The sequence below is a fragment of the Actinomadura sp. NBRC 104412 genome (assembly GCF_030269515.1).
In the GTDB taxonomy this organism is placed as follows: domain Bacteria; phylum Actinomycetota; class Actinomycetes; order Streptosporangiales; family Streptosporangiaceae; genus Spirillospora.
This window is the reverse complement of sequence record NZ_BSTM01000023.1, coordinates 64,488-86,154: the sequence shown is the minus strand read 5'-3', so window position 1 is coordinate 86,154 and position 21,667 is coordinate 64,488. Positions and strand designations below refer to the sequence as shown.

Annotated in this window: 18 protein-coding genes; 11 read left to right on the top strand and 7 right to left on the bottom strand. The window is 71.3% G+C overall.

What is annotated here, in order from left to right:
- The first annotated feature begins 117 nt into the window (after positions 1-117).
- From QSK21_RS25550 to QSK21_RS25540, 3 genes are all read left to right on the top strand, one after another.
- Positions 118-819 carry a hypothetical protein gene (locus QSK21_RS25550; RefSeq protein ID WP_285699526.1) on the top strand — a complete coding sequence of 234 codons (702 nt, stop codon included), beginning with the start codon at positions 118-120 and terminating at the stop codon, positions 817-819.
- A gap of 230 nt (positions 820-1,049) precedes the next feature.
- Positions 1,050-1,847 (top strand): sensor histidine kinase, encoded by a 798-nt coding sequence (locus QSK21_RS25545; protein ID WP_285699524.1) that lies wholly within the window; start codon positions 1,050-1,052, stop codon positions 1,845-1,847.
- Between the two features lie 139 nt (positions 1,848-1,986).
- The gene (locus tag QSK21_RS25540; RefSeq protein ID WP_285699523.1) at positions 1,987-2,766 is read left to right on the top strand and encodes a response regulator transcription factor; all 780 of its coding nucleotides are present in this window, start codon (positions 1,987-1,989) and stop codon (positions 2,764-2,766) included.
- Here QSK21_RS25540 and clpX read toward each other — a convergent pair.
- From clpX to tig, 4 genes are all read right to left on the bottom strand, one after another.
- Positions 2,763-4,037 carry an ATP-dependent Clp protease ATP-binding subunit ClpX gene (gene clpX, locus QSK21_RS25535; protein WP_285699494.1) on the bottom strand — a complete coding sequence of 425 codons (1,275 nt, stop codon included), beginning with the start codon at positions 4,035-4,037 and terminating at the stop codon, positions 2,763-2,765. The genes QSK21_RS25540 and clpX overlap by 4 nt on opposite strands.
- 185 nt (positions 4,038-4,222) lie before the next feature.
- Positions 4,223-4,849, bottom strand: a complete 627-nt coding sequence (locus tag QSK21_RS25530; protein ID WP_285699599.1) for an ATP-dependent Clp protease proteolytic subunit — start codon at positions 4,847-4,849, stop codon at positions 4,223-4,225.
- Positions 4,850-4,938: 89 nt separating this feature from the next.
- Positions 4,939-5,571, bottom strand: coding sequence for a ClpP family protease (locus QSK21_RS25525; protein WP_285699598.1), 633 nt, complete (start codon positions 5,569-5,571; stop codon positions 4,939-4,941).
- A 182-nt stretch (positions 5,572-5,753) separates the two neighbouring features.
- Entirely contained in the window at positions 5,754-7,217 is a 1,464-nt protein-coding gene (gene tig / locus QSK21_RS25520) for a trigger factor (protein ID WP_285699493.1), read from the bottom strand.
- A 362-nt stretch (positions 7,218-7,579) separates the two neighbouring features.
- Between tig and QSK21_RS25515 the strand changes: the two genes are divergently transcribed.
- The gene (locus QSK21_RS25515; protein WP_285699492.1) at positions 7,580-9,013 is read left to right on the top strand and encodes a DMT family transporter; all 1,434 of its coding nucleotides are present in this window, start codon (positions 7,580-7,582) and stop codon (positions 9,011-9,013) included.
- On the opposite strand, the gene QSK21_RS25510 is transcribed toward QSK21_RS25515, so the two are convergent.
- Positions 9,010-11,481, bottom strand: a complete 2,472-nt coding sequence (locus QSK21_RS25510) for a Tex family protein (RefSeq protein ID WP_285699596.1) — start codon at positions 11,479-11,481, stop codon at positions 9,010-9,012. The genes QSK21_RS25515 and QSK21_RS25510 overlap by 4 nt on opposite strands.
- Positions 11,482-11,725: 244 nt before the next feature.
- Here QSK21_RS25510 and QSK21_RS25505 point away from each other — a divergent pair, with 244 nt between their 5' ends.
- Positions 11,726-13,018, top strand: coding sequence for a sensor histidine kinase (locus tag QSK21_RS25505; protein WP_285699490.1), 1,293 nt, complete (start codon positions 11,726-11,728; stop codon positions 13,016-13,018).
- Positions 12,970-13,617, top strand: a complete 648-nt coding sequence (locus tag QSK21_RS25500; RefSeq protein ID WP_285699488.1) for a LuxR C-terminal-related transcriptional regulator — start codon at positions 12,970-12,972, stop codon at positions 13,615-13,617. The genes QSK21_RS25505 and QSK21_RS25500 overlap by 49 nt, the downstream gene beginning before the upstream one ends.
- A 7-nt stretch (positions 13,618-13,624) precedes the next feature.
- On the opposite strand, the gene QSK21_RS25495 is transcribed toward QSK21_RS25500, so the two are convergent.
- Positions 13,625-14,047 carry a cupin domain-containing protein gene (locus tag QSK21_RS25495; protein ID WP_285699487.1) on the bottom strand — a complete coding sequence of 141 codons (423 nt, stop codon included), beginning with the start codon at positions 14,045-14,047 and terminating at the stop codon, positions 13,625-13,627.
- Positions 14,048-14,106: 59 nt separating this feature from the next.
- Here QSK21_RS25495 and QSK21_RS25490 point away from each other — a divergent pair, with 59 nt between their 5' ends.
- The 4 genes from QSK21_RS25490 (at position 14,107) to QSK21_RS25475 (ending at position 19,595) form a co-directional block, all read left to right on the top strand.
- Positions 14,107-14,604 carry a MarR family winged helix-turn-helix transcriptional regulator gene (locus QSK21_RS25490; RefSeq protein WP_285699486.1) on the top strand — a complete coding sequence of 166 codons (498 nt, stop codon included), beginning with the start codon at positions 14,107-14,109 and terminating at the stop codon, positions 14,602-14,604.
- Between the two features lie 138 nt (positions 14,605-14,742).
- Positions 14,743-16,023, top strand: coding sequence for a glycoside hydrolase family 18 protein (locus tag QSK21_RS25485; RefSeq protein ID WP_285699485.1), 1,281 nt, complete (start codon positions 14,743-14,745; stop codon positions 16,021-16,023).
- A 296-nt stretch (positions 16,024-16,319) separates the two neighbouring features.
- Entirely contained in the window at positions 16,320-19,016 is a 2,697-nt protein-coding gene (gene alaS / locus QSK21_RS25480; protein WP_285699484.1) for an alanine--tRNA ligase, read from the top strand.
- 57 nt (positions 19,017-19,073) lie between these two features.
- Positions 19,074-19,595 (top strand): hypothetical protein, encoded by a 522-nt coding sequence (locus QSK21_RS25475; protein ID WP_285699483.1) that lies wholly within the window; start codon positions 19,074-19,076, stop codon positions 19,593-19,595.
- Positions 19,596-19,597: 2 nt separating this feature from the next.
- Here QSK21_RS25475 and QSK21_RS25470 read toward each other — a convergent pair whose 3' ends face one another.
- Positions 19,598-20,287 (bottom strand): nucleotidyltransferase domain-containing protein, encoded by a 690-nt coding sequence (locus QSK21_RS25470; RefSeq protein ID WP_285699482.1) that lies wholly within the window; start codon positions 20,285-20,287, stop codon positions 19,598-19,600.
- 117 nt (positions 20,288-20,404) lie between these two features.
- On the opposite strand from QSK21_RS25470, the gene QSK21_RS25465 reads away from it, so the two are divergent.
- Positions 20,405-21,640, top strand: coding sequence for a PP2C family protein-serine/threonine phosphatase (locus QSK21_RS25465; protein ID WP_285699481.1), 1,236 nt, complete (start codon positions 20,405-20,407; stop codon positions 21,638-21,640).
- Positions 21,641-21,667: the final 27 nt, after the last annotated feature.

Here is a 21,667-nt window from a genome sequence, read left to right as displayed (position 1 = left end):
GCCGCGCAGTAGAACGCTCGGACGGTCGGATGCGTCCAAACATCCGTCACAGGGGATCGGACAGGCCGGACCGGAGGCGCCGCCTCCGGTCCGGCGGCGACAAGGAGTACGGAAGAGATGAGCGGTTGGAACCCCCCGCCCGCGCCCGGCGGGCCGCCGGGCCCCTACGGTTACGGCGCCCCGGGCCCGGTGCCCTATCCGCCGCCCCCGCCGCGCCGCTCGTCGAGCGCGGGGCTGGTCATCGGGTTGATCCTCGGCATCGGCATGATCTTCGTGCTGCTCGTCGTGGTGGTCGTGGTGGTGCTCGCCGGCAACAGCCACAGCATCGGCACACCGCCGCCCACCGCGGGCGGCTACACCAGGGACTACTCGACCGAGAGCCGGATCTCCTCGCAGATCAACTCGCAGCGCTCGATCATCCGGCGGGCCACCGACTACGCGATCGACGACGTCTACTCGGCCGTCTACGAGTCAGGCTCCGACAAGTACCTGTTCGTCGGGGGCAACGGCGACTTCGACCCGAGCGACCTCTACAGGGAGTTCCGCAGCGCCGTGAACTCCGAGATCAGCAGCAACGTCACGGCCGCCGTCATCCCGCTGGCCGACGCGGGCGGCGACGGCGAGGCGGTGTGCGCCTCCGTCCTCAACCGGCAGTCGTCCCTCAGCACCTACAGCACGGCCCTGTGCGCCTGGGCCACCAAGGACACCTTCGGGACGATCATGCCGGTGCCCGAGGGGTCGCTGAGCACGTCCCGCAGCTACAGCTACGGCACCGTCGCGACCGCCATGCGCCTGATGCGCAAGGACCTGGAGGACTGAGCGGGCTCTCCACCCGCCCGTGACGGCCGGTCCCTGCGGGGGCCGGCCGTCGGCCGTTCCCGCCAAGGTCGGGACTCCGGTCACCTGACATCGGGTCGCCCCACACGCGACGCTGGTCAGCGGCGTCCCGACCGGCCTGGGAACACCGGCGGCGTCCCGACCGCGCCGTACGACCGCCCCGACCGGGCATGGGATGAAGGGACGATGAAGGGACATCGAGGGAGGACCGGATGCGAGCGGTACTCGCGGGCGCGGCCGGCGCGGCGGTGGCGTTCGCCTGCGGAGCGGCGGTGGCGCACATGGCGCACGCCCCCCGGCTCGCCCGGCTCACCTCGGACCTCCAGCGCTCCCGCGAACGCATCCTGGCCACCCGCGAAGAGGAACGCCGCCGCCTGCGGCACGACCTGCACGACGGGCTCGGCCCCACCCTGGCCAGCCTCGCCATGTCGCTGGACACCGCGCGCCTCACCCTCGCCGGCGAGCCGGAACGGATCGAGCCGGTACTGACCGACCTGCGCGACCGGCTGGCCACCACCGTCGGCGAGATCCGCGAGATGGCCCGCGGCCTGCGCCCGCCCGCCCTGGACGACCTGGGCCTGCCCGCGGCGATCGAGTCGCTGGCCGAGGGCTGTAGCGACCGCGTGGACGTCCGCTTCGACGGCGACCACCGCCATCTGCCCGCCGCGGTGGAGGTCGCCGCGTACCGGATCGTCGAGGAGGCGGTGGAGAACATCCGCAAGCACTCCCGCGCCGGCACCACCCTGGTGCTGCTGACCCGGGACGCGGACCTGCACATCATGATCGCCGACTCGGGCGTCGGCCTGCCCGAACCGGTACGGGGCGCGGGCCCGCCCGCGACCGGCGGCCTGGCCCGGATGCGCGAATGGGCCGCCGAGGTCGGCGGCACCTGCACCGTCACCTCCCGGCCCGGCGTCGGCACCATCGTCTCCGCCCGCCTCCCCCTCGCCGTCCCGGACTACCATCGGGCATTCAGCGGCGAATCGGGGCGAGCGGGGAACACATCATGAGCGGACCGCAGGGGCGCGGCGGCGCCTGGACTGACGAGCGAGGAACGAGCGAGGAGGGCCGAGGCGGTCGGCGGGGTCGGTTGGTCGGGGCGAACACGGGGCGCCAAAAGGCGCCCCGGAGGTCCGCGGGGAGCACATCATGAGCGGACCGCAGGGGCGCGGCGGCGCCTGGACCGACGAGCGAGGAACGAGCGAGGAGGGAAGGCGTCGCCAAAAGGCGCCCCGGAGGTCGGCGGGGAACACAGCCAGTGCCGAGGGCATCAGGGTTCTCATCACCGACGACCATCCGGTGTTCCGGCAGGGCCTCAAGGGTCTGTTGCAGGCGCTGGGCGTGGAGGTGGTCGCCGAGGCCGAGAACGGGCCGGACGCGGTGCGGCTCGCCGCCGAGTTGCAGCCGGACGTGGTGGTGATGGACCTGCACATGCCGGGCGGCAACGGCATCGAGGCCACCCGGACGATCACGCGCACCAGCCCCCGGATCGGGGTGCTGGTGCTGACCATGTTCCGCGACGACGACTCGGTGTTCGCGGCCATGCGCGCCGGGGCGCGCGGCTATCTGCTCAAGGAGTCGGGGGCCGAGGAGATCGCGCGCGCGGTGAAGGCCGTGTCGGCGGGCGAGGCCATCTACGGTCCGGAGATCGCCCGCCGGGTGCTGGCGTACTTCACCGAGATGCCCGACCGCAGGCAGACCGCGTTCCCGCAGCTCACCGAGCGGGAACGGGAGGTGCTTGAGCTGATCGCGCAGGGCCGCAGCAACCAGGAGATCGCCTCGGCGCTGTTCCTCAGCCAGAAGACCGTCCGCAACCACGTCAGCAACATCTTCATGAAGCTGCATGTGGCCGACCGCGCGCAGGCGATCGTCCTGGCCCGCGAGGCGGGCCTGGGCGAGACCGCCCGCGACCGCGACGGCGTCCCTTAGGCGCTCTTCTCGCGAGGCTCGCGCTTGGTGCGCTCGCGCGGTACGAGGGTCGGGTTGACGTGCTCCAGGACGGCCTCGCGGGTGATGACGACGCGGGCCACGTCCTGACGGCTCGGCACCTCGTACATCACGGAGAGCAGGACCTCCTCCATGATGGCGCGCAGCCCGCGGGCGCCGGTGCCGCGGAGGATGGCCTGGTCGGCGATCGCCTCCAGGGCGTCGTCGGTGAACTCCAGATCGACGCCGTCCAGCTCGAACAGCCGCTGGTACTGGCGGACCAGCGCGTTCTTCGGCACCGTGAGGATGTTGATCAGGGCCTCGCGGTCGAGATGGTGCACGCTGGTGATGGCCGGGAGGCGGCCGATGAACTCGGGGATCATGCCGAACTTCAGCAGGTCCTCGGGCATCACCTCGGCCAGGTGGTTGGTCGAGTCGTCGTAGTCGGACTTGGAGCGGATCACCGCGCCGAAGCCCATGCCCTGCTTGCCCACCCGGGCCTCGACGATCTTCTCCAGGCCGGCGAAGGCGCCACCGCAGATGAACAGCACGTTGGTGGTGTCGATCTGGATGAACTCCTGGTGCGGGTGCTTGCGGCCGCCCTGCGGCGGGACGCTCGCGGTGGTGCCCTCCAGGATCTTCAGCAGCGCCTGCTGGACGCCCTCTCCGGAGACGTCCCGGGTGATCGACGGGTTCTCGCTCTTACGGGCGATCTTGTCGACCTCGTCGATGTAGATGATCCCGGTCTCGGCCTTCTTGACGTCGTAGTCGGCCGCCTGGATCAGCTTGAGCAGGATGTTCTCGACGTCCTCGCCGACATAGCCGGCCTCGGTGAGCGCGGTCGCGTCCGCGATCGCGAAGGGGACGTTGAGGAGCCTGGCGAGCGTCTGCGCGAGCAGCGTCTTGCCCGACCCGGTGGGGCCGAGCAGCAGGATGTTGGACTTGCCCAGCTCGACGGCGTCGTCCCGGCCGCTGTCGCCGGACTGGACGCGCTTGTAGTGGTTGTAGACCGCTACCGAGAGCGCCTTCTTCGCCGTCTCCTGCCCGATGACATAGGAGTCCAGGAACTCGTAGATCTCCCGGGGCTTGGGCAGGCTGTCCCACTTGAGGTCGGAGGTCTCGGAGAGCTCCTCCTCGATGATCTCGTTACAGAGATCGATGCACTCGTCGCAGATGTACACGCCCGGACCCGCGATGAGCTTCTTGACCTGCTTCTGGCTCTTCCCGCAGAACGAGCACTTGAGCAGGTCACCACCGTCGCCGATGCGTGCCACCCAACTGTCTCCTTTTCGTGGGGCCGTCCGCCCGCCTTGGACGCCGCGGCGGATGCGGCTCGGTTCGTTGCGTCCCGAAGGCTTTCGACGTTGGACTCGACGTTACCGTCTCGGGCGGGCTTGGTAAGCCCCTCGCCCGGAAGATGTGGCGTCCGGGCTGAGGGTCTCCCAGGCCGCGCGCCGTCTCAGGACGACACTACCTCGGCCGTGCGCTTCCTGCTGACGAAGACGTCGTCGACCAAGCCGTAGGCCTTGGCCTCCTCCGCCGTCAAGATCTTGTCGCGTTCGATGTCCCGGCGCACCTCGTCCACGGACTTGCCGCTGTGCCGGGCCAGGATCTCCTCCAGTTGCTCGCGGATCCGCATGATCTCACGGGCCTGGATCTCGATGTCGCTGGACTGCCCGTAGCCGCCCTCGGTGGCCGGCTGGTGGATCAGCATCCTGGCGTGCGGCAGCGCGGCCCGCTTGCCGGGCGTCCCGGCCGCCAGCAGCACGGCCGCGGCCGAGGCGGCCTGGCCGATGCAGACGGTCTGGACGTCGGGCTTGACGAACTGCATCGTGTCGTAGATCGCCGTCATGGCGGTGAACGAGCCGCCGGGCGAGTTGATGTAGATGCTGATGTCGCGGTCGGGGTCGATCGACTCCAGCGTGAGCAGCTGCGCCATCACGTCGTTGGCGGACGCGTCGTCGATCTGCACGCCGAGGAAGATGATCCGCTCCTCGAAGAGCTTGTTGTACGGGTTCATCTCCTTGACCCCGTACGTGGTGCGCTCGACGAAGGACGGGATGATGTACCGGTCGTCCACCGGCATCGGGCGCCGCCCGCCCTGGGTGACCAGGTCGGCGAAGCCGGGTCGGATCAGATCGCTCACTGTGTGCCTCCGATAGGGATTTCTGCGCGTCAGGAGACGGGGCCCTCGGAGGGCACCTGGTTGGCGCTGAGCACCACGTGGTCGACGAAGCCGTAGTCCTTGGCCTCGTCGGCGGTGAACCAGCGGTCACGGTCGGAGTCGCGCTCGATCTGGTCGAGCGGCTGCCCGGTGTGCTGGGAGATCCGCTCGGCGAGCATCCGCTTGACGTAGAGCATCTGCTCGGCCTGGATCTTGATGTCGGAGGCCGTGCCGCCGATCCCGCCGGACGGCTGGTGCATCATGATCCGCGCGTGCGGCAGGGCGTAGCGCTTGCCCGGCGCCCCGGCGCACAGCAGGAACTGGCCCATCGAGGCGGCCAGGCCCATGCCCACCGTCACCACGTCGTTCGGGACGTACTGCATGATGTCGTAGATCGCCATTCCGGCGGTGACGGAACCACCTGGCGAGTTGATGTACAGGGTGATGTCGCGGCGGCCGTCCTCGGCGGACAGCAGCAGCAGCTCGGCGCAGATGCGGTTGGCGATGTCATCGTCGACCTGCTGGCCGAGGAAGACGATCCGCTCGCGCAGCAGCCGCTGGAACAGCTGGTCGCCGAGCGGCAGCAGGGGCGCCTCGGCGACCCGCGCCATGATCCGCGACGACTCGTCGAAAGTCGGAGGCATGCTCACCGGGTGTTCCTCCGGTCCTTTTATCGGTTCGGATGCTTTGGACATTAACGCGCCCCGGCGGCCGATCACGCCGCGAGACCCCGCTTTTCGCTGGGGGCGTACCCGCGCATGGTGATCTCAATAGAAGGGGAACGCCCCGTGCCCTGGCCGGGCACGGGGCGTGAGCCGATACGGGATCAGGCGTCCTTCTCGGACGTCTCCGAGCCCTTGGCCTCGGCGGTCTCCTCGGCCTCGCTCTCCCCGTCCGTCTCCTCGTCCTTCTCCCCGTCCGTCTCCCGGGCCTCGCCCTCGGCCTGGACGGTCTGGCCGGTCTCGTTGTTCAGCTCGCGGCGGATCGCCTCGATGTCCACCTCGTTGCCGGAGGCGTCCTTGACGGTCACGTGCTCGACCAGCAGGTTGAGCGCCTTGCTGCGCAGCACCTCCGAGACGATCGCCGGAAGCTGGTTGTTCTCGGTCAGGTACTCGGCGAGCTGCTGCGGCTGCACGCCCATCTGCATCGCCTGGGTGACGACGTAGTCGCTGAGCTCCTCGTTCTCGACGCCCAGCTCCTCCTGGACGGCGAGCTGGTCGAGCACGAAGCCGCCCTTGACCGCCTGCCGGGCCGCCTCGGCGACCTCGGTGTCGAACTCCTCTTCGGACTTCTCCTCGCGGGAGAGGTAGTCCTCCTTGGTCATCCCGGCCATCTGGAGCTGCTGCTCCAACTGCCGGCCGCGGCGCTGGATCTCCTCCTCGACCACCTTCTCGGGCAGCGGGATGTCGATCTTCTCCAGCAGCGCCTCCAGGGCCTTGTCGCGGGCCTCGGAGATCTGCTGGAGCCGCACCTGCCGGGACAGCCGGTCGCGGATGTCGGCGCGCAGCTCGTCGATGGTGTCGAACTCGCTGGCCATCTGGGCGAACTCGTCGTCCGGCTCGGGCAGGTTCTTGACCTTGACGCTCTGCACGGTGACGGTGATCTGGGCCTCCTCGCCGGCCCGCTCGCCGTCCACCAGGGTGCCGGTGAAGGTCTTGCTCTCCCCGGCCGACAGGCCCGGCAGGGCGTCGTCCAAGCCCTCGATGCCGGACTTGCTGCCGACCTCGTAGGAGTAGCCGGAGGTGGAGGCGTCCTCGACCTTCTCGCCGTCGATCTCGGCCACCAGGTCGAGGGTGACGAAGTCGCCCTCCTCGACCGGCCGGTCGGCGGCGGTGAGGGAGGCGAACCGCTCGCGCAGGTTGCCCAGGGTCTCCTCGATCTGCTCCTCGCCGACCTCGGCGTCCTCGACGGTCACCTCGAGGCCGTCGTAGTCGGGCACCTCGAACTTGGGGCGGATGTCGACCTCGGCGGTGAAGGCGAACTGGTTCCCGTCGTCGAGCTCGGTCACCTCCACGTCCGGCTGGCCGAGGACGAAGATCTCGCTGTCCTCGACGGCGCGGCCGTACAGCTGGGGAAGCGCGTCGTTGACCGCCTCCTGCAGGACCGCCCCCCGCCCGACGTACTGGTCGATCAGCCTGGCGGGGACCTTGCCGGGCCGGAAGCCCTTGATCCGCACCTGCTGCGAGATCTCCTTGTACGCCTTGTCGAGGTTCGGCTTGAGCTCGTCGAACGGCACCTCGACGGTGAGCTTGACCCGCGTGGGGGTCAGCTCCTCGACATCGGTCTTCACTGGGGTAGGTCTCCTTGATCGGGCGCTGTCTCGGCCGCGGCGTTCGACGCGTGCTTGGCCCGTCGTCGTCTCTCTCCGCAGGTCCCGCGCTGAACGGGCCACGGTGGACGGGTCCACCGCGGGCGGCGCGACGCGGGCAGCCGGTAGCCGGGTCCGCGCGTTCGCGCGCCAGTCTATGGGGTACGGGCCGGGAGTGCCGACACCGCGCCCACCAAGCCGGGGCACGTCGCCGAACTGATGGGCATACCGCTCGTTACAGCGGGTCAACCGCCGGTCCTAGATAGTTTTCTCTAACGCGCCGGTATCAGCAATGTGTTGCCAGGGTGTGACATTGAGCATCCGGACCCCCATAATCGTGCGGGATGAACGGGATAGTTGCGGCCTTTGGTGCGACCGGCCTCTACTATGTCGGCTTCGCGATCTTCAAGGTGGCGGCCGACCGCCTCGAACGGCTGCGCACCAACAGGCTCCTGCGCTTGGTCTGGGTGATCCTTTCCAACTGGATCTTCCTGCTCGGCCTGGCCCTCGTTCTGGGCGGGCTCGCCCTGCAGATCGTGTCGATGTCCCAGGTCTCGCTGGCGATCGGCGTGCCGATCTTCATGTCCGGCGTCTTCCTGCTGCTGCTCATCGCGCTGGTGTTCTTCCGCGAACGGCTCACCGGACGGGAATGGCTGAGCCTGCTCATGATCGCCGCCGCGATGGTGCTGATCGTCGCGTCGATCGGTAATCCGCCCCCGATCAGGGCCGTGGACGTGCCCCCGGAGAAACTCGCGATGATCATTACCCCGGCGTTGCTGGTGCCGGGGATCATCTGGCTGATCGGCGATCACCGGCCGGACGGAAAGCACGCCCGGGAGATCACCGGGATCGCCTACGGGCTCAGTTCCGGCCTGCCCATCGGCACCGCCGAGTTGTGCATCAAGGGCTGGAGCGACTCGGGCATCAGCGTGTCGAGCCTGTTCACGCCCTACCCGTACGCGACGGTGGCCTCGGCGGTGATCGGCTTCGCCGCGCTGATGGCCGGGTTTCAGCGGTGCCGGGTGTCCATCGTGGCGGTGGTGATGACGGCCGTCGCCAAGACCCATCTGCTGGTGACGGGCACGTTCATGTACGGCGAGCCCTGGCCCCAGGACGCGCGGCACCTCGGGATGCGGCTGGGCGCGCTGGCGCTGGCCGTGATCGCCGTCCTGCAATTCCCCCGGCACCGGCCCGTCTCCGCCCAGCCCGCCTCCGGGCCGGGCTCAGGGGCCGCACCCGCGTCCGGGTCCGGCGAAGGCCGGAAGGAGACGGGACGAGGCCCGCAGGGCACCTCGCCCTCCTTGTCGTCCCCTCCCCAGGGACGGCGCTTCGGCGACACCTCATCCGTCCCGCTCTCGGCTCCGACGCCCACGACGATGCCCAAGACAGCGCCGCCCCCGGCGCCCCCGGCGCCTCCGCCCGAGACGTTCCCGCCGTTCGAGGACGCGCCTCCGGGCCTGAGCCCGTTCGACCGGCCGAGGGAGCGGCGCCCGCCCGGCCGCCGCCGACCCCCGGGCGAGTCCCCGTCCGGGCACCTGGCGCCCGACCGGGGCTCCGGCCCGCAGGCGTTCGGCCGTCCCCCGCCGGAGGACCGCGCCACCGGCGAGATCCCGTCCGTGACACCGCCGAAGCCCGGCCCGTACGCGCAGGACCCCCTCGGGCGGGGGCCGTCCTGGGACGACGACACGTACACCACCGGCGCCGGGGAGGACGGCGCCCAAGAGACGTCCGGCGGCGTCCACGATGGAATGTGGAGGCCGCCGGGTTCCGCCGGCTAGCGGCGGCGCTTGCCGCCCTTGCCCATGTCCCCGGGTAGGCCCTTGTCGAGGCCCGCACGGCGCAGCGCGTCGGCCATCGCACCGCCGCCGGAGGCGCCCGCACCGCCCCGGTCGTAGCCTCCGCGGCCACCGCCGCGCCCGCCCTGACCCCGGCGGTTCCCCTGGCCCGCCCCCCGGCCGCCTCTGCCGCCCTGGCCGCCATCGCCCCGGCCACGGCCGCCGCCCTGGGCGCCGCCTCCGGCGCGGGCGTCGTCGTCGAGCCGCAGCGTCAGCGAGATCCGGTTGCGCCTGAGATCCACGTCCAGGACCTTCACCCGGACGATGTCGCCGGGCTTGACCACGTCGCGCGGGTCCTCCACGTACCGATCGGACATCGCGGAGATGTGCACGAGACCGTCCTGGTGCACGCCCACGTCCACGAACGCCCCGAAGGCCGCCACGTTCGTGACGACCCCTTCGAGGATCATGCCGGGCTCCAGGTCGGCGGGGGTGTTGACGCCCTCCTTGAACTCGGCGGCACGGAAGGCGGGACGCGGGTCGCGGCCCGGCTTCTCCAGCTCGGCAAGGATGTCGGTGACGGTCGGCAGCCCGAAGGTGTCGTCCACGAAGTCGGACGGGCGCAGCCCGCGCAGCACGCGGGTGTTGCCGATCAGGCTCCGGATGTCGCCGCCCGCGGCGTCCACGATGCGGCGCGCCACCGGATACGCCTCGGGGTGGACGCTGGAGGCGTCCAGCGGGTCGTCGCCGTCGGGGATGCGCAGGAAGCCCGCGCACTGCTCGAACGCCTTGGGCCCGAGCCTGGGCACCTCCCTCAGCCCCGACCGCGTGCGGAACGGGCCGTTGGCGTCGCGGTGGGCGACGATGTTCTCCGCCAGGCCCTCGGAGATGCCCGACACCCGGGTGAGCAGCGGCGCGGAGGCGGTGTTGACGTCCACGCCCACGGCGTTCACCGCGTCCTCCACGACGGCGTCGAGCGACCGCGACAGCTTGACCTCCGACACGTCGTGCTGGTACTGGCCCACCCCGATGGACTTGGGGTCGATCTTGACCAGCTCGGCCAGCGGGTCCTGGAGGCGGCGGGCGATCGAGACCGCGCCGCGCAGCGAGACGTCCAGTCCGGGCAGCTCGCGCGCCGCGTACGCGGACGCCGAGTACACCGAGGCGCCCGCCTCCGACACCATGACCTTCGTGAGCTTCAGCTCCGGATGCCGCGCGATCAGGTCGGCGGCGAGCCGGTCGGTCTCCCGGGACGCGGTGCCGTTGCCGATGGCGATCAGGTCGACGGCGTGCTTGCGGGCGAGCCCGGCCAGCGTGGCGATGGACTCGTCCCACCGCCCGCGCCCCGCGGACCCCGTGTGCGGGTAGATCGTGTCGGTGGCGACGACCTTGCCGGTGGGGTCCACGACGGCGACCTTGACACCGGTGCGCAGCCCCGGGTCCAGGCCCATGGTGGTGCGGGACCCCGCGGGCGCGGCCAGCAGCAGGTCGCGCAGGTTGGCGGCGAACACCCGTACCGCCTCGTCCTCGGCCTCCTGCCGCAGCCGGGTCCGGATGTCGATGCCGAGGTGGACGAGGATGCGGGTGCGCCAGGCCCAGCGCACCGTGTCGTTCAGCCAGCGGTCGGCGGGACGGCCCAGGTCCTCGACGCCGAAGCGCCGCGCGATCTCGGCCTCGTAGGAGCTGCGGGACGCCGAGTCGTCCGGCTCCTCGGGTTCCAGGTCGAGTTCGAGCACCTCCTCCTTCTCGCCGCGGAACAGCGCGAGGACCCGGTGCGAGGGCAGCTTGGCGAACGGCTCGGAGAACGCGAAGTAGTCGGCGAACTTGGCGCCCGCCTCCTCCTTGCCCTCGCGCACCTTCGACACCACGCGGCCGCGCGACCACATGCGCTCCCGCAGCCCGCCGATGAGGTCGGCGTCCTCGGCGAACCGCTCGACCAGGATCGCGCGGGCGCCCTCCAGCGCGGCGGCCTCGTCGGCGACGCCCTTGTCGAGGTCGACGTAGGCGGTGGCGGCGGCCCGCGGGTCGTTCGACGGGTCGCCCAGCAGCAGGTCGGCCAGCGGCTCCAGCCCGGCCTCGCGCGCGATCTGCGCCTTGGTGCGCCGCTTGGGCTTGTACGGCAGGTAGATGTCCTCGAGCCTGGCCTTGGACTCGGCGGCCATGATCTGCGCGCGCAGCTCGTCGGTGAGCCTGCCCTGGGAGTCGATCGACTCCAGGATCGCGGCGCGCCGCTCGTCCAGCTCCCGCAGGTAGCGCAGGCGCTCTTCGAGCTGCCGCAGTTGGCCGTCGTCGAGGGTGCCGGTGGCCTCCTTGCGGTACCGGGCGATGAACGGCACCGTGGCGCCGCCGTCAAGGAGCTCGACGGCGACCCGCACCTGCCCTTCACGGACGCCGAGCTCCCGCGCGATCCGCTCGGTGATCGGCGGGACCGGCGGCGGGACGGCCCGGCCGTCCGCGCCCTCGCTGGACACGTTCTGGCTGATGGACGCTGTCACGATGTGGATTCGCTCTCCCCTGGAAGTCCCCTGGTGGTGCCCAAGCATTGTGCAGGTAACCGGGCCGCTTGTCGCGCCGCCCCGAAGATCGGTGAAGTGGACTTAGCACCACTGAGGTAGCGCGCGGAACCGTCCACAATGGACGCGACGGCGCAAAGACGATGGGGAGCGACGGGAAGGCGGAGGAAATCCTTCCCGCTGTCTCGACGGGAGGATCCGCATGGACGGCGACCGCAGGGCCGAGATCGCCCGGGTGGGTCTCGTCACATGCCTGCGCGGTCTGGTGCAGGCCGTGCTGGCGCTGGCCGTGGGCATCCCGCTGTTCGTGATGACCGTCCTGTCGATCGCTTTCATCCCGCTGGGCGTCGGGGTGTTCCTGGCCCCCGCCTCGCTGTCGGCGCTGCGCTCGTTCGCCAACATCCAGCGGATGTGGGCGGCGGAGTGGTCGGGCGTGCCGATACCCCTCCCGTACCGGCCGGAGCCCGCGAACGCGCACAACCCGTTCCGCCGCCTGTGGTGGATGCTGTCGGATCCGGCGACCTGGCGGGATCTGCTGTGGCTGGTGGTGAACATGCCGGTCGGGCTGGCGCTGGGCCTGCTGCCGGCGTGCCTGCTTGTGTACGGGGTCGAGGGCATGTTCGTGGCGCCCTGGCTGGGGCAGATCACCTCCTACGGCTGGGGGCCGTTCTGGCCGCTGGAGGCATGGGGCGTCGTTGGCATCGTCGCCCCGTTCGTCCTGGGCGCCCTGCTCACGGCCGTGTCGCTGCCGGTGAATCCGTGGATCCTCAAGGGTCACGCCCTGGTCGCCCAGTCCCTCCTCTCCCCCGCCCGTACCGCGCTGGCCGAGCGGGTACGGGAGCTGACCGAGACCCGTACCGAGACCGTGGACGCGTCCGCCGCGGAGCTGCGCCGCATCGAGCGCGACCTGCATGACGGCGCGCAGGCCAGGCTCGTGGCGCTGAGCATGAACATCGGCTTGGCCGAGCAGCTGATGAAGCACGATCCGGAGGCCGCGCAGCAACTGCTCGCCGAGGCGCGGTCGGCCAGCGGCCAGGCGCTGACCGAGCTGCGCGACCTCGTCCGGGGCATCCACCCGCCGGTGCTGGCCGAGCGGGGCCTGGACGGCGCCGTGCGGGCGCTGGCGCTGTCGCTTCCGCTGCCCGTCGATGTCAGCGTCGACGTGCCGGGGAGGGTGGAGGCGCCGGTGGAGTCCGCCGCCTACTTCGCGGTCGCCGAGATGCTGGCCAACGTGGTCAAGCACAGCGGCGCGGGCCGGGCCTGGGTCCAGATCGAGCACGCCGGGGACCGGCTGCGGATGATCGTCGGGGACGACGGCGTGGGCGGGGCGGACCCGGCCTCGGGCGGGGGAATGCGGGGCATCGAGCGGAGGCTCGCCGCCTTCGATGGCACGATGGCGGTGACCAGCCCCTCCGGTGGGCCGACCGTCGTGACCATGGAGCTGCCGTGCGCGTTGTCATCGCCGAAGACCTCGCCCTCCTCAGGGACGGGCTGATCCGCCTTCTGCAGGCGTTCGGGTTCGAGGTCGTCGAGGCGGTGGACAACGGTCCCTCCCTGCTGCGCGCGCTGACCACGCACCGCCCCGACGTGGCGGTGGTGGACGTGCGGCTGCCGCCCACGTTCACCGACGAGGGGCTGCGCGCGGCGCTGGAGGCCCGCAAGCAGGTCCCGGGCCTGCCGGTGCTGGTGCTGTCGCAGCACGTGGAGCAGCTCTACGCGCGGGAGCTGCTGTCCGACAGCACCGGCGGCATCGGCTACCTCCTCAAGGACCGGGTGTCGGACGTGAGCCAGTTCGTGGACGCGGTGCGCCGGGTCGCCGACGGGGGTACGGCGCTCGATCCGGACGTGGTGGCCCAGTTGCTCACCAGGCACGCCCGCGAGGAGCCGTTGCAGAGGCTGACTCCGCGTGAGCGCGAGGTGCTCGGCCTGATGGCGGAGGGCCGCTCGAACGCGGCCATCGCGTCGGCCATGTTCGTGACGGAGAAGGCCGTCAGCAAGCACACCAACAACATCTTCAGCAAGCTGGGCCTGCCGCCTTCGGAGGACGACAACCGCCGCGTCCTGGCCGTCCTCACCTACCTGGGCATGGCGTAGGCGCGGCTCAGCGCGCCCACAGCGGGACGAGCCGCTCGTCCCCCTTGGGCGCCAGGTCGCACGGTCGCTGTTCCTCGCCGGGCTCGGCCAGGACGTAGACCTGGGTGCCGGCGGGGGCGGTGACGACGGCGGAGAACCCGCCGTCCGGGCCGGTGGTGACCTGACGGGGCACGTCGGCCGGCATGACGACGGTGTCGCCCGGCCCGACGGTGAGCTCCTGCCCGCCGAGGTCGATGGTGGCGGCGCCGTCCAGGCAACTCCACACCTGCTCGGTGTCGGCGGCGTGGCGCGGCCCGCGGCGGTCGGGGATCATGTCGACCCGCCACAGGGCGAGATCCGCGGCTCCGCCCTGGGTGGGGCTGGCAAGGGTCGTCATCACTCCATTGGGCGTCTCGGTCCTGCGGCAGTCGGCCTGGCGTACGAGGGTCATGGCGATCTCCCCTAAGATAGACAATCGAGTTGTCCATATAGTCAATGAGGTTGTCTTTTATGTCAAGCGCCTCCGGCACGGGGCCCGACCTCCGCCCCGGCACCGGATACGAGCTGCCGCTGCGGATGCTCATGGCCTTCCGCCTGGTCATCGACGAGGTGCACCGGGAGCTCGCCAGGGAGGGCCACCCGGACCTGCGCCCGCTGCACGGCTTCGTGTTCCAGGCGATCGGCCCGCACGGCACCACCGCCGCCGAGCTCGGCCAGCGGCTCGGCGTGTCCAAGCAGGCCGCCGGCAAGACGGTCGAGACCCTGGAACGGCTCGGCTACGTGGAGCGCGGAACCGATCCCGCCGACGCCCGCCGCAAGATCGTCCGGTTGACGGCCAGGGGCGCCGACTCGCTGGCCCGCTCGTCGGCGGCGTTCGACCGGATCAGGGCGCGCTGGGCGGACGACCTGGGCGCCGACCGCCTGCGCGCGCTGGAGGAGGACCTGCGCAGGCTCACCCCCGAGGACTTCTTCCGGCTGGACGTGCCGGGGTGGTTCGGCACCGCCTGACCGGCCGCCCGACCGGCTGTCCGGGCCTTGCCAGACCGTCTCCGGTCGCCTACGATCCGTTCAACTCTTAGGAAAGTTTCCTAAGAATTAGAGCGGGGTTCCGATGTTGGGTTCGGGGGCGAACTTGAACGGAGGACCATGTCCAGGCCAGAGGGACGGCGGGCCGGAAGGCGCGCCCGCACATCGATCATCACGGCGACCGCACTCTTCGTGACCACGCTGACCGCGCTCCCCGCGTCGGCGACCGTCACCCCAAGGCTCCCCTCCACCACGCAGGCGACCGCGCCCGCCCCTGCACAGGCGGCGGACAGGGTGGTCGGCTACTTCGCGCAATGGGGCGTCTACCAGCGCAACTACCACGTCAAGAACATCGACACCAGCGGCTCGGCCGCCAAGCTCACGCACATCAACTACGCCTTCGGCAACGTCCAGAACGGCCAGTGCGCGGTGGGCGACTCCTACGCCGACTACGACCGCTTCTACCAGGCGTCCGAAAGCGTGGACGGGCAGCCCGACTCCTGGGACGCCGGGGCCCTGCGCGGCAGCTTCAACCAGCTCCGCAAGCTCAAGGCCAAGTACCCGCATCTGAAGGTGCTCTGGTCGTTCGGCGGCTGGACGTGGTCGGGCGGCTTCGGCCAGGCCGCCGCCAACCCCGCCGCGTTCGCCGAGTCCTGCTACAGGCTGGTCGAGGACCCGCGCTGGGCGGACGTGTTCGACGGCATCGACATCGACTGGGAGTACCCGAACGCCTGCGGCCTCACCTGCGACACCAGCGGGCCGGGGGCCTTCCGCGACCTGATGGCGGCGCTGCGCTCCCGGTTCGGGCCCGGCAACCTGGTGACCGCCGCGATCACCGCGGACGCCGCCGCGGGCGGCAAGATCGACGCGGCGGACTACGCGGGCGCGGCGCAGTACGTCGACTGGTACCTGCCGATGACCTACGACTTCTTCGGAGCGTTCGACGCCGACGGGCCGACCGCGCCGCACTCGCCGCTGTACTCCTACGACGGGATCCCGCAGCAGGGCTTCGACTCCGACGCGGCGATCCAGAAGCTCAAGGCCAAGGGCGTGCCCGCGAGCAAGCTGATGCTCGGCATCGGGTTCTACGGCCGCGGCTGGAGGGGCGTCACGCAGAGCGCGCCCGGCGGCTCGGCCACCGGCCCGGCGCCCGGCACGTACGAGGCGGGCGTCGAGGACTACAAGGTGCTCAAGACGAGCTGCCCGTCCACCGGCACAGTCGCGGGCACCGCGTACGCGCACTGCGGCGACCAGTGGTGGAGCTACGACACCCCCGCCACCATCGGCGGCAAGATGGCCTACGCCAGGGACCAGGGCCTGGGCGGGGCCTTCTTCTGGGAACTGAGCGGCGACACCTCAGGAGGTGAGCTCATCACCGCGATGCGGAACGGCATCGGCTGAGCCCGTTCCGGCTCCGGCCTCCCTGCCCTCGCGCGTGCCGCACCGGCGGACACCGCCGGACGGCCCTCGGCAGGGAGGCTGTTGCCGTGGTCGTGCCGTTGCCGGGTCGTTCCCGGGGGGCCGCCGAGGCGCGCATATCCGGATGCACGGGCTCGCGGCGGGCGCTATTTTGACCCGCATGGTGCTTCACGAGGCAGGGCGGCGAGCTAGCCGCGCCGAGCCGGGGAACGGGCGGTCGCGCCCGGCCCGGTTCGGCGTCGCGTGCCGCCGTCCCTTCGACCTCGTGAGGCCCTTCCATGCTTTCCGGTGAGATCCGGCAGACCTTCCTCGACTTCTTCACCGAACGCGACCACCGCGTGGTGCCGTCGAGCCCGCTCGTCCCGTCCGATCCGACGCTGCTGCTGACGGGCGCGGGGATGGACCAGTTCAAGCCGTACTTCCTCGGCCGTTCCGAACCCGACCACCCGCGCGCGGTGTCGGTGCAGAGATGCGCGCGCACGACCGACCTCGACCACGTCGGCCGCACCACGCGGCACACGACGTTCTTCGAGATGCTCGGGAACTTCTCCTTCGGCGACTACTTCAAGGAGGAGGCGACCGCCTGGGCGTGGGAACTGCTCACCCGCGGCTTCGGGCTCGACCCGTCCCGGCTGTGGGTGACCGTCTACCTCGACGACGACGAGGCGGTACGGCTGTGGCGGCGGATCGGCGTCCCCGGCGAGCGGATCCAGCGGCTCGGGATGGCCGACAACTTCTGGTCCATGGGCGTCCCCGGCCCGTGCGGGCCGTCCTCGGAACTGCACTACGACCGTGGCCCGGCGTTCGGGCGCGAGGGCGGACCCGCGGTCGACGGCGAACGTCACCTGGAGATCTGGAACCTGGTCTTCATGCAGAACGTGCGCGGGGAAGGGCCGTCCAAGGAGGGCTACCCCATCGTCGGCGACCTGCCCGCGCCCAGCATCGACACCGGCCTGGGCCTGGACCGGCTCGCGGCGATCCTCCAGGACGTCGACACGCTGATGGAGACCGACCTGGTGGCGCCGACGCTGCGGCTCGTCCAGGACCTGTCCGGACGCGAGTACCCCGGGCGGGACGGCGGCGAGGAGTCCACGTCGTTCCGGATCGTGGTGGATCACGCGCGCACCATCGCTTTCCTCATCGCGGACGGGGTGCTGCCGTCCCCGGAGGGCCGCGGGTACGTACTGCGGCGGCTGATGCGCCGCGCCGTCCGCCACGCGCGGCTCCTCGGGGTGGACGAGCCGGCGCTGCCCGCGCTGACGTCGTGCGTCGTCGACACGCTCGGCCCGGCCTGGCCGCGGCTGGTGGACGGGCGCGAGCTGATCGCGCAGGTGTGCGGGGCGGAGGAGGAGACCTTCGCGCGGACGCTGCGGCAGGGGTCGCGGGTGCTGGACTCGGCGATCGGGCGTGCGCGCTCGTCGGGTTCCACGGTGCTCCCCGGACGGGCGGCGTTCGACCTGCACAACTCCTACGGCTTCCCGTTCGACCTGACCGTGGACGCGGCGCGCGCGGCGGGCCTGACGGTGGACGAGGACGCGTTCACCGCGCTCCTCGAAGAGCAGCGCAGGCAGGCGTACGAGGCGAGCCGGCAACGCAAGGGCGGCGAGGTGGCGCGGCGCGACCTCTACCGGCGTGTCGCGGGCGAACACGGCCTGACCACCTTCGTCGGGTACGACGCGACCTCGGCCGAGTCCCGGGTGCTGGCGCTCCTGGACGGGTCGGGCCGTTCGGTCGCGTCCGCGTCGGAGGGCGACGAGCCGGAGGTGATCCTCGACCGGAGTCCCTTCTACGCGGAGGGCGGCGGCCAGGTCGGCGACACGGGCACGCTGCGCACGTCCGGCGGGACGGTCCTGGAGATCCGTGACACCCGTCCCGGACTGGACGGGCTGCACGTCCACTCGGCGCGGGTCGTCTCGGGTGAGATCCGTACCGGGGACGAGGCGGAGGCGATCGTCGACGCGGCGCGGCGGGCGGCGACCGCGCGTTCGCACAGCGCGACGCACGTGCTGCATGCGATGCTGCGCCGCTTCCTGGGCGAGCACGCGGTGCAGCGAGGGTCGCGCGTCGAACCCGGGCGGCTCCGCTTCGACTTCTCGCACTTCGCGCATGTGGACGTGCGGCACGTCCAGTCCCTGGTGAACGACTACCTGATGGACGACCCCGAAGTCCGCGTGTGGGAGGCGAAGCGGGACGAGGTCATGTCTCCGGGCTTCGGCCTGATGGCGGAGGCGGGCGCGGTCGCGTTGTTCGGCGAACGGTACGGCGAACGGGTGCGGATCGTCGACATCGGGAACGCGTCCCGCGAACTGTGCGGCGGCACGCACGTCGGGCACGGGTCACAGGCCGGTCCCCTGCACATCCTCAGCGAGACCTCGATCGGGACGGGACTGCGCCGCATCGAGGCGCTGACGGGCCCGGACGCGCTGCGCCACCACGACCACGAGCATGCGCTGCTGCACGAGCTCGCGGCGCTGCTGAAGGTGCCCCCGGACCAGGCGCCCGAACGGCTCCGGCAGAGGCTCGACACCTTCGCGGAGGCGCAACGGCATCTGGAGGCGCTACGGGCGTCCGAACGTGCGGCGCTCGCGGACCGCCTCACCGGCGGCGCCGAGATCCTCCCCGGCGGCATCTGGCTGGTCACCGCGACCGTCCCGGACGGGGTGGTCTCCGACGCCGGCGACCTGCGGACGCTGGCGCTGGAGACGATCGCGCGCTGCCCGTCCGGGGAGGGCGCGGTCGTCCTGGGCGCGCGCACGGGCACGGCGGCGTCCCTCGCGGCGGCGCTGACCCCGTGCCTCGCCGGCTCCGGGCTGCGCGCGGCCGAGCTGCTCACCACCGCGGCGCGGACGGTCGGCGGCGGCGCGGGCGGCAAGGGCGGCATCGCCACCGCGGGCGGACGGGACACCGGACGGCTGGACAAGGCGGTCGCGCAGGCGGCGCGCACCGCCCGCGAGCTCCTCACCAGCGCGCCTTGATTGTTGATATTTCAGGCGTATCGTCCGAATCAGTCGGGCCGATCGAGTGAGGGGAGCGTGGCTGTGCTGCGGGTGTTCTGCTTCGGCAGTCTGGGAGTGACGGTGGAGGACGTCTTCCTGATCGATCCCGACCCCGAGCACGCCGCACGCGAACGCGGCGCGCGGGTCGAGCTGCGCCTGCTCGACCCGCAGCCGTGGCGCGGCTCCATCAACGCGTCCCAGAAGGTGGTCGTCGACCAGGCCGTGTGGCGCGCCGACTTCCTGGAGACCGAGGAGGGCGGGCCCGGCAGCAAGGACCGGATGCACTACCACCCCGGCATGCGGAACAACGAGCCCGGCCGGCGCACCTTCCGCGACGAGCTCACCGCCAACCCGATGGGCTGGCTGGCCGGCCAGCTCGCCGACCCCCTCTCCCTGCTGGAGGACGCCGGGATCCAGGACCTCGACGCGTACCGTCCCTCCGCCGACGCCCTCCGCGAGGGCCTGGGCGAGGTGGTGCTGAGCGTGACGAACGTCCTCCAAGGCGTGCGCGCGGGCGACCTGGCCAAGGTGCCCGTCCGCCCCGGCCCGCCGGCCTGAGGTCAGAGGAAGGCCGCGCGCACCTCAAGCAGCCAGCGTTCCACCGTGTCCTCATCCGGCCGCTCGGTCAGCGGCGTCCGGATCGCGTCGAACTTCGACTCGGCCTCGGCCAGCAGGCTCTTGGCCTCGTCCAGTTCCCCTTGGGCCACGCGCTCGCCGAAGTCCCGGTACCACTGCGGGTTCTCCAGCCTTACCGTGAGCCGTCCCGTCCGGTACAGGTCCAGCCCCTGGTGGACGAGCCGCGCCAGATGCCGGGCGTGCTTGGCCGTCCGCTTGCGCGTGTCCGCCGAGAACGACCCGTCCCCGCGTCCCTCCAGCCTGCGGAACTGGGACACCGCGTAGCCGAAGTACGCGTCCCTGACCCGCTTGGCCGACAGGAACGCCTCCCGCACGCCGATCAGCCGATCGCCCAGCTCCGTGCGCGTCTCGTACTCGTCCAGCCACAGCAGCTCGGTGACCGTGGGGTTCACGCCCAGGCACAGCGCCGCGAACTTCCCCGCCTCATGTCGCGTGACGTCCGGGTCGGTGGTGACCTTGGTGGCCTGCTTGCCCACCGGCGGATGCAACCCGTGGAACAGCACCGTCGGCGCGGCGAACACCGCCAGCCGGTCCACGTCCGACTCCGGAGTCGCCAGCCCGTACGCGGTGGACCCCACGACACCGGCAAGCAGCACATTCGTCACATCCACCATCACGGCCTCCTTCCCGGGACATTCTGGAGACCGCCCCTCACCGCCGCACCACCTTTTCCAGGACGGCGGGAAGGATTCGCCGCACCAGGGGTAGACCCACCTCAGGGGGGTGAGGACGTGGCCGAGCCGCGCGGCGGGGAGCGCGACCAGATCCAGGCCAAGCTTCAACGGCTCGCCACCGAGCGGGGCGAGGCCCGTGCGCTCCTGGACGCCGTCGTGGAGATCAGCAGGCATCTGGAGCTCGAGGAGGTCCTGGAGGCCGTCGCCCGGGCGGCCCAGGAGGTGGTGAACGCCCGGATCGCCTCGGTGGGCGTCCCGGACGAGGAGGGCCGGTTCGGCAAGTTGATCAGCTCGGGCTCCGGGGCCGGGTCGTTCGCCGAGCAGGTCGGCGACCTGCCCACTCCGGGGAACGCGCGGCAGGACCCGCTGCGACTACGCCTCGACCAGCTCACGGAGGCCCAACAGCCGACGATCGCCTCGCTGCTGACGGTGCCGATCCCGATCCGCGGCGCGGTGTACGGCCACCTGTACCTGATCGACAAGGCCGGGGGACGGTTCACCGACCGGGATCAGCAGGTGGCGACCGCGCTGGCCGGCGCGGCCGGGGTGAGCATCGAGAACGCCCGCCTGTACGCCAGGCTCCGCGCGGCCACCGAGGACTTCCAGCGCCGGCTGCTGCCCTCCATGCCGCAACTGAGCGAATGGACGCTGGAGGCCCGGTACGAGCCCTCGGGCCAGGCGCCGAACATCGGCGGCGACTGGTACGACCTGATCCATCTGCCCGAGAAGGTGCCGTGCCTCATGGTGGGCGACGTGATGGGCCACGACGTACGGGCCGCCACCGTCATGAGCCAGATCAGCAACATGCTCCGCGTGATCGCCTTCGACCAGCGCGAACCGCCGAGCCGCATCCTGCAACGCCTGGACGAGGTCCTGCACGCCCTCCACGGCGGCCCGATGGCCACGGTCATCGTGGCCCGGCTGGAGGGCACCGGCCCGTCCCGCCGTATCTGGTGGTCCAGCGCCGGTCACCTGCCGCCCCTGCTGGCCGTCCCCGGCGAACCGGCCCGCTACCTGGACACCGAGGCCGGACCCCCACTAGGCGTCGCCCCGGAGCTGGACCGCCCCGACAACGAACATTTCATGCCCGCCGGCGCCACCGTCATCCTGCACACCGACGGCCTGGTAGAAGACCGCGCCCACACCCTGCAACAAGGCATGGACCGCGCCGTCAGCATCGCCGCCACCCACGCCGACTGCCCGCTGCCCCAACTCTGCGACACCCTCCTGGCCGGCAGCCGCCACCCCTTGGAAGACGACGTGGCCCTCCTGGCCGCCCGCCTGGCGGTCTGACCACCAAGCGAAAGAGGCCCCGTCCTC